General features: G+C 65.2%; 10 protein-coding genes. 3 read left to right on the top strand and 7 right to left on the bottom strand.

The annotated features are described in order from the left end of the window. Nucleotides 1-57: 57 nt before the first annotated feature. The 4 genes from WBQ44_RS08635 to napA form a co-directional block, all read right to left on the bottom strand. Nucleotides 58-1,176: a glutamate--cysteine ligase gene (locus WBQ44_RS08635; RefSeq protein WP_495566296.1), complete on the bottom strand. Its 1,119-nt coding sequence runs from the start codon at nt 1,174-1,176 to the stop codon at nt 58-60. A gap of 78 nt (nt 1,177-1,254) precedes the next feature. Further along, nucleotides 1,255-1,962 (bottom strand): superoxide dismutase[Cu-Zn], encoded by a 708-nt coding sequence (gene sodC, locus WBQ44_RS08630; protein WP_495566295.1) that lies wholly within the window; start codon nt 1,960-1,962, stop codon nt 1,255-1,257. 101 nt (nt 1,963-2,063) lie between these two features. Further along, nucleotides 2,064-2,624 carry a LytR C-terminal domain-containing protein gene (locus WBQ44_RS08625; RefSeq protein WP_495566294.1) on the bottom strand — a complete coding sequence of 187 codons (561 nt, stop codon included), beginning with the start codon at nt 2,622-2,624 and terminating at the stop codon, nt 2,064-2,066. Nucleotides 2,625-2,706: 82 nt separating this feature from the next. Further along, nucleotides 2,707-3,036 carry a nucleoid-associated protein NapA gene (gene napA, locus WBQ44_RS08620; protein ID WP_495566293.1) on the bottom strand — a complete coding sequence of 110 codons (330 nt, stop codon included), beginning with the start codon at nt 3,034-3,036 and terminating at the stop codon, nt 2,707-2,709. 303 nt (nt 3,037-3,339) lie between these two features. Here napA and WBQ44_RS08615 point away from each other — a divergent pair, with 303 nt between their 5' ends. From WBQ44_RS08615 to WBQ44_RS08605, 3 genes are read left to right on the top strand one after another with little or no spacing between them, the layout of a single operon-like run. Continuing rightward, the gene (locus WBQ44_RS08615; protein ID WP_495566292.1) at nt 3,340-3,939 is read left to right on the top strand and encodes a peptide deformylase; all 600 of its coding nucleotides are present in this window, start codon (nt 3,340-3,342) and stop codon (nt 3,937-3,939) included. Continuing rightward, nucleotides 3,940-4,872 carry an N-acetylglutamate synthase, CG3035 family gene (locus tag WBQ44_RS08610; RefSeq protein WP_495566291.1) on the top strand — a complete coding sequence of 311 codons (933 nt, stop codon included), beginning with the start codon at nt 3,940-3,942 and terminating at the stop codon, nt 4,870-4,872. An 18-nt stretch (nt 4,873-4,890) separates the two neighbouring features. Beyond that, complete coding sequence (locus WBQ44_RS08605) at nt 4,891-5,691, top strand: exodeoxyribonuclease III (RefSeq protein ID WP_495566290.1); 801 nt, start codon at nt 4,891-4,893, stop codon at nt 5,689-5,691. Here WBQ44_RS08605 and WBQ44_RS08600 read toward each other — a convergent pair. The 3 genes from WBQ44_RS08600 to WBQ44_RS08590 form a co-directional block, all read right to left on the bottom strand. Next, entirely contained in the window at nt 5,661-6,299 is a 639-nt protein-coding gene (locus tag WBQ44_RS08600) for a hypothetical protein (protein ID WP_495566289.1), read from the bottom strand. The genes WBQ44_RS08605 and WBQ44_RS08600 overlap by 31 nt on opposite strands. Before the next feature lie 107 nt (nt 6,300-6,406). Further along, entirely contained in the window at nt 6,407-6,736 is a 330-nt protein-coding gene (locus WBQ44_RS08595; RefSeq protein WP_495566288.1) for a GNAT family N-acetyltransferase, read from the bottom strand. Nucleotides 6,737-6,848: 112 nt separating this feature from the next. Continuing rightward, nucleotides 6,849-7,175, bottom strand: a complete 327-nt coding sequence (locus tag WBQ44_RS08590) for a GNAT family N-acetyltransferase (protein ID WP_495566287.1) — start codon at nt 7,173-7,175, stop codon at nt 6,849-6,851. Between the last annotated feature and the right edge of the window lie 172 nt (nt 7,176-7,347).

Raw genomic sequence — 7,347 nt, 5'->3', positions numbered from 1 at the left:
CCCTGAAGCACGCCGTCAATAGTAAACGCTGGATGAACTACTTCTGAACGGCGAAGATCACGATCGTAGTTCGTTCACCAAGGACCGAGCCACGGCCCGCAAGTCCCCGCCCGTTTCGGCGGCCACGCGGCGCTGCCGCTGATACGACGCGCCACGCCGCGGTATGTCGGCAACAGCAGCGAGTTCGTCGGCGCATCCGAGGCGCACAGCTGTCGGCGTCAGCCGTTCGAGCAAGTCGTTCAGGTCGTCGGTGACGAGACGTTCGTTGCTGTCCGCGTCGAGAATGATTTCCGCATCGAGGCCGTACCTCGCGGCACGCCACTTGTTCTCCTGGACGTGCCACGGCGGGATACTCGGCAGTTGTTCGCCGGCTTCGAGCCGCTGGTCGAGGTCGACGATCAGGCAATGGGTCAGTGCGACGAGCGCCGCGAGCTCGGCCTTGGTGGACGCGCCGTCGCACACGCGGACTTCGATGGTGCCCCACTTGGGTGCCGGTCTGATGTCCCAGTGCATGCCGCCGAGCTGCTCGATGACACCCGTCTTCATCTGGTCTCGAACGAAACCCTCGAACTGTCCCCAGTTCTCGAATTGGAACGGCAATCCAGCGGTCGGAAGCTGCTGGAACATCAAGGCGCGGTTGCTGGCATAACCGGTGTCGGAACCCGCCCAAATGGGGGACGACGCCGACAGCGCCAACAGGTGCGGGTATTGCAGCAGAAGCGAATTGAGGATGGGAAATACTTTGTCCGGGGACGAGACACCGACGTGGACGTGCACTCCCCAGATGAGCATCTGCCGACCCCACCACTGGGTGCGGGCGATGAGTTCGTCGTAGCTCGGCGAGCGCGTCAGCACTTGGGTCGACCACTCGGCGAACGGATGCGTTCCCGCCGAGAACAGGTCGATCCCGAGCGGGTCCGCTGCACGCCGAACCAGATCGAGCGACTCACCGAGGTCGTCCATCGCTTCACCAACGTTCTCGCACACACCGGTGACGAGTTCGACGGTGTTGCGCAGCAGCTCCTTGGTGACCCGCGGTGTTTCCTCTCCGGCCAGCTCGGTCACGCCGTCCATCACGTCGGCGGCCGAGTTGACCAGGTCCAGAGTTCCCTTGTCCACCAACGCGATTTCCCACTCGACGCCGAGCGTGGGTCGGGGGGAACTCTCGAAGTGGATGGCAGGAGCGGAGCCTGCGGAGCGACTCGGAGTAGCAGGCGCGGGGGCTGGACTTGCCGGCCTTTGAGGGGTGTCCACCTATTCCAGGACGGCGCACGCCACGCGTCCGCCGGCGTCACCGGTCATCAGCGTGTTCATGTCGGGCACTGCTGCACCGTCGGGGAGGGTGTAGCGGGTGGGGATGTTGGCGAAGTTGTCGGCGTTCTCGTGGATGATGACTGCGCGTCCACCGTCAGCGCGGAGGTCGTCCATGGTCACGGAGTCGGTAGTGGTGACGAGCATGGCGGTGCCGTCTTCACGGACCTGCAGCGAGGTGAGGTCGCCGCTGGCGGGGTGCTCGGTGCGTCCGTCCACTTGGAGGTGACCTCCCGCGGAAAGGAAGTTGCCGGGCTCGCCGCCGGTGGGTGCCACCGAGTTGGTCTCGCATTCGCCTGCGGTGTGGATGTGCATGCCGTGGAAGCCGGGCTCGAGGTCTTCGGCTTCGACGGTGACGAGGAGGTGGCTGCCCTCTTCTGCGAACGACACTGTGCCGACGGTGGCGCCCGCTGCATTCTTGAGCTCTGCTTCGAGTGCACCTTCTGCGCTTCGACCCTCGGGGGCGTCTGCGGCGACGCCTTCACCACTGGGGTCTTCCTGACCGGTCCATACGGGAGGAACGGTGCCTGGAACGTCCGACGCGGTCTCGGGAGCGGTACATGCCACCAACCCGAATGCCGCGACAGCAACCACCGGGGTTGCGAGACGCCAGGAGCGGGCAGTCGATCGGGTTGTGCTGGTCGGTGCCATGAAACGTGCTCCTTCGTGGGGCAGAGTGCAGGTTGGGTCGATCATATCCAGTGGGTGACGGCGACCTGTGCGGTGACCATGAACTATTGGGTGACCATGAACTATTGGGTGACCATGACGATCACGCCGTTACCGAAGGCGGACAGCGTCGCGGGCCGGGCTTCGGCCGTTGCACCGAGCTGCTGAGCGATTTCGCGGGCTGCGGCCTGGGCGCCGGACGCGGTGCCGTAGTAGACGGTGGTGGCCGGGATCTGGGTGTCGCTGTAGTTGCCGGTTTCGGCTACGGTCCAACCGTCGGTGGTGAGCGTCGCGGCGGTCTCGGCAGCCAGGCCGGAGACGTCGCTGTTGTTTAATACGCGCACTTCGACGTCGGACGGATCCGCCGCGGTGGGCGAGCCGGAAGTCGTGGTCGGTGCAGCTGTGGTGCCGCCACTCGCTGTACCGCTCTGACCTGCAGCGGGGGCCTGTCCTGCTGCGTTCGGCGCCGACGCGGTCTCGGTGGGCGCAACCTCGCTCGAGGCACTCCCGGCGGATTCTTCGCTGTCGTCCGAGCCCGTCAAGGACAGGGCGCCGATCGCTGCGAACAAGATCGCGAGCGAGATGAGAACCATTGCCAGAGCGCGGAGCGGTGGGCCGGACGATTCCGGGTTAGGACTGCTCACATTCGAAGACACTAGTTGATCGGTCCCGGCCGCCTGCACACCGAAGGTGCGCAGGCCCCGGTGACCGTCACCGAAAGTCGGCTCAGACTTCGAAGCCGAGGCGTCGAGCAGCCCTGGCCTTCTGCCTGCTGGCACGGAGTCTGCGTAGTCGCTTCACCAGCATCGGGTCTGCCGCGAGCGACTCGGGCCGATCCACCAGCGCGTTGAGCACCTGGTAGTAGCGCGTGGCAGACATCGAGAACAGTTCTTTGATTGCTTCTTCCTTCGCGCCCGCGTACTTCCACCACTGGCGTTCGAAGGAGAGAATGTCGTGTTCGCGGCGGGTCAGGCCGTCTTCGCCGACCTCGTTGATGTTCTGTGATTTGTCCGACTGCTGAGACTGGTTCGCGTCACGCGCTGCTGCGCCGTCCATCTCACTCCTCGACTTCTCGGACCCGCATCAGCGGGTCCCGCTCTGTGCTCGTGATACTGCCTGTGCCGCCATGCAAGGCCCCCCTCGACGCGTCGACGCCACTTCGAGCGAGTGGGAATCGGCGCGAATTACACACGTGTGTTTCGGCCCTTATTCAACCACGGTGTCCGCGACGCGCGCGTTGCTCGCAGTATGTGCGGCGAGTCGCGCGTGTTCCGCGCCGCACGCACCCCACGTCTACCGGCACGAAACTGTGTCACCGGATGCACGAGGCACATGCGCACGCCAGTATTCTTGTCGACCATGGCAATTCTCCCGATCCGGATCGTCGGCGACCCGGTCCTGCACACCCCGACCGAACCGGTCGACAAGTCCCCCGCAGAGCTCGCCGAACTCATCGCGGACATGTACGAGACTCTGGCCGCCGCCAACGGTGTCGGACTCGCGGCCAACCAGGTCGGCGTTCCGCTGCGGTTGTTCATCTACGACTGCCCAGACGAAGGCCCGGACGGAAAGATCATTCGCCGAAAGGGCGAGGTCGTCAATCCTGTTCTCGAGACGTCGGCCATCCCGGAGACGATGCCCGATCCGGAGGACGACGACGAGGGCTGCCTGTCCGTCCCCGGCGAGCAGTACCCGACGGGGCGTGCCGACTGGGCGCGCGTCACCGGCACCGACGCAGGCGGCGACCCCGTCGTCATCGAGGGCAAGGGTTTTTTTGCGCGGATGCTGCAGCACGAGGTCGGACACCTCGACGGTTTCCTGTACGTGGACGTGTTGATCGGTCGTAACGCGCGCGCTGCGAAGAAGGCCATCAAGCGGGCCGGCTGGGGCAAGCCGGGTCTGTCTTGGATCCCCGGCACAGTTCAGGATCCGTTCGGTCACGACGAAGACGAAGACTGAGTGGTCGCAGCTGTTCCCATCGGGACGCGGGTGACGATGCGCTACCGGCTGCCGCCCGGCCACAGTCATCCGATGACCGATGTCATCGGCGAGTTGATCGCCGTGGACGACGCCGTCGTGTCGGTGCGCGCGTCGGACGGTCGCGTCGTCTCGGTGGCGGGTGACCGTGTCGTTGCACTCAAGGCTCTGGGAGCGCGCCCGATTCGGACGTCGGAGATTCGCGCGCTCGAACGGGCAGCCGCGGACGGTTGGCCCGGTGTCGAGCAGCAGTGGATGGACGGTTGGCTCCTGCGTGCTGGGCACGGATTCACCGGTCGAGCGAATTCGGCGGTCCCACTCGAACCGCACGCGTCGACGGCGTCCGTCGACGCGATCTCCGAGTGGTTCACCGCGCGCGGCCTGCGTCCGGTGCTGCTGCTACCCGACCGACTCGGTCAGGTTCCGCCGATGTGGTCGACGCGGGACGAGACTCTCGTGATGGCCGCGGACATTTCCCGCTTGGCGCTGCCCGAGGACACGTTGTCGGTGACGACGGATCGGCCCGACGAGAATTGGCTGGGCCTCTACCGCTACCGAGGTCGGCCGCTGCCCGCGGACGCCGTCGAGGTCGTCACCGCCGTTCGCGACGGGATTGCCGGCTTCGCACGAATCGGAGATGCGTCGACGACCCTGGCGATCGGGCGTGGCGCGGTGACGGACGCCTCGGACGGTCGGCGCTGGGTCGGCCTGACCGCGATCGAAGTGGCCGAGGAGCACCGTCGGCACGGCCTGGGCACCCGCATCTGCGGCGAGCTCGTCGCCTGGGGACGAGGCAGGGGCGCAACGCATGCTTACCTGCAGGTCGCTGCGAGCAACGCGGCGGCCGTCGGCATGTACACCGGCTTGGGGTTCGAGCGGCATCACGGTTACCGCTATGCCGAGCAGTCCACCTGAGCCACTAGGGTGTCGTGCGTGCGCTTGGCTACCTGGAACGTGAACTCCGTCCGCTCTCGGCAAGATCGAATCGTCGACTGGCTGCAGCGATCGGACGTCGATGTCCTCGCGATGCAGGAGACCAAGTGCAAGGATGATCAGTTCCCGTACGAGCGCTTCACCGATATCGGCTACGAGGTGGCCCACGTCGGGCTGAGCCAGTGGAACGGCGTCGCGTTGGTCTCGCGGGTGGGCTTGGACGACGTGCGTATCGGGTTCGAGGATCAGCCTGGTTTCAGCAAGGATCCAGAGGTCGAAGCTGCGCAGGAGGCGCGTGCCATCGGTGCCACGTGCGGTGGCGTCACGGTGTGGAGTCTGTACGTGCCGAACGGCCGCGAACTGGCCGATCCGCATTACACCTACAAGTTGGAGTGGCTCGCGAAGCTTCGGGCCGACGCGCAGGCGTGGGTGTCGGCGAATCCGGAGGCGCAGATCGCGCTGGTCGGCGATTGGAACATCGCGCCGACGGACGACGACGTGTGGGATCCTGCCCTGTTCGAAGGCAAGACGCACACGTCCGCTGCGGAGCGCGAGGCATTCGCGGCCTTTTCGGAAGTCGGTTTCACCGAGGTGACTCGCCGGTTCACCCCCGAGCCGCGGACGTTCACTTACTGGGATTACACCCAGTTGCGATTCCCGAAGAAGCAGGGCTTGCGTATCGACATGGCCCTGGCATCTCCTGCGTTGGCGGCGCGGGTCACCGGCGCGTCGATCGACCGCGAGGAGCGCAAGGGCAAGGGCGCCAGCGATCACGCCCCGGTCGTCGTCGAGATCTCCTGATCGTCGGTTGCCCGATGCTCGTGCGCGTGCCGGAGCAGCTGGACGGCCATCAGGAGTGCGCCGACGAGGATCAACAGTCCGTGGGCGATGCGTAGCCACGGCGGCGCGAAGAACTGAGGCAGAAACAGCAGGAAGCCTGCCGCGAACAGCAGCGCCCCGCGGCCGCCGGTTCGGAGGGCGAACGCCACCGCTCCCACTGCGACGAGAACAAGGCCGACGCCGAACATGGTGACCTGCACGGCTCCGTAGCGAATCGGCTCGGCGAGCGCGACGAGGTCGGAGCTACCGGTGGTAGAGGTGTCCGTCTGTAGGGCTTCGGTGCCCAGGGCGTGCAGCGCGAACGTCTCGGCGCCGTAGTACGGAAGAACCAGTGCGACGCCCACTAGCGTGGTCACTTCGACCAGCGTGCCCGCTCGGACCTGACGGACGAACAGGGCGAGGGCGAGAAACCCGAGTGTCGCGCTGACGTGGGCCACAACCCACCATGGCGAGGCGAACGCTTCGGCGCCTGCGCGGCCCATCTCCGACGAATACGGCCTGAGGAGTGGGTAGATCGCGAACAGAATGCCTGTGGCAACGAGTAGTACGACAGTCGAACGGGTGATCATCGGCGCCCCTCACGATTGCGGAGAGCGACGCTCTCCCATGAGGGCAGTATTCACTTCGGCCGCACACATTGCAAGAGCAGTGCTCTTGCTACACCCCGGCGTCGCGATCAGTCGGCAACGAGGTCGAGTAATTCCGGATTGCGAGCGAGGTAGCGGCGCACGTAGGTGCAGATGGGAACGATGCGCCAGCCTCGGTCGTGTGCGGTGTTGAGCGCGCCGCGCACGAGCACGCCGGCCCATCCTCGGTCGCCGAAATCTTCCTTGACGACGGTGTGCATGAAGGCGATCGTGCCGTCGCCCGCGTCGCGGTAGCCGAGGATGCCGACCAACTCGTCGGCAACGAAGAGGTCGAAGCGGTTGTGCGTGACGTTGTCCTCGATGCGCACGGCCGCTGTGGCAGTCGGTGCGTGAGCCGAGTCGAGTGGCCTGTGATCCATGTCACCATGAGATCAGTGTCGCCACGGTCAACGTGGACGAATCGAGCCCGGATGACAATTCGACTCCGTGTCGAGGCGCAATCGTTACGCCCCAACCCGCGCCGCATGAGGCCTAAACCGGAACGGCGATGTCCGCGTATTGCGGATTGGCCGACAGGAACCGCTGCACATAGGAGCAGACCGGCTTGACCTTCCACCCGTAGGAACGCGCGGTGTCCAGCGATCTGCGCACAAGGATGGCCGCGAGGCCCTGATGTCCGAAATCCTCGGTGACGACGGTGTGCATGAACGATACGACGTGAGTGCGAGGACCGCGGGTGGCTGCGGGCTCGACCTCGTAATAGCCAACGATTCCCACCAGGTCGCCGTTGAGCCTCAACTCGAATCGGTTCTGGTCTGTGTTGATGGAAACATCCGCACTGGGGGTACTGGCAAGCATGGGTCACCTCCTTTGCTTGAGTGGACGGAAGGGGTAGAGCGTTCGTGATCGTTGTGTGACCTGCACCACTATTAAACATGCGATCTCGGTCGTTGTCTTCTGTTTGTAGCAACAAACCTTCGGTTCCGTAGGTTCCGCCGGCCGACGCACCGGGAACACTGGTAGCCGTCAT

The sequence above is a fragment of the Rhodococcus sp. (in: high G+C Gram-positive bacteria) genome (assembly GCF_049591685.1).
Lineage (GTDB): Bacteria > Actinomycetota > Actinomycetes > Mycobacteriales > Mycobacteriaceae > Rhodococcoides.
This window is presented reverse-complemented; position numbering and strand designations above follow the sequence as displayed.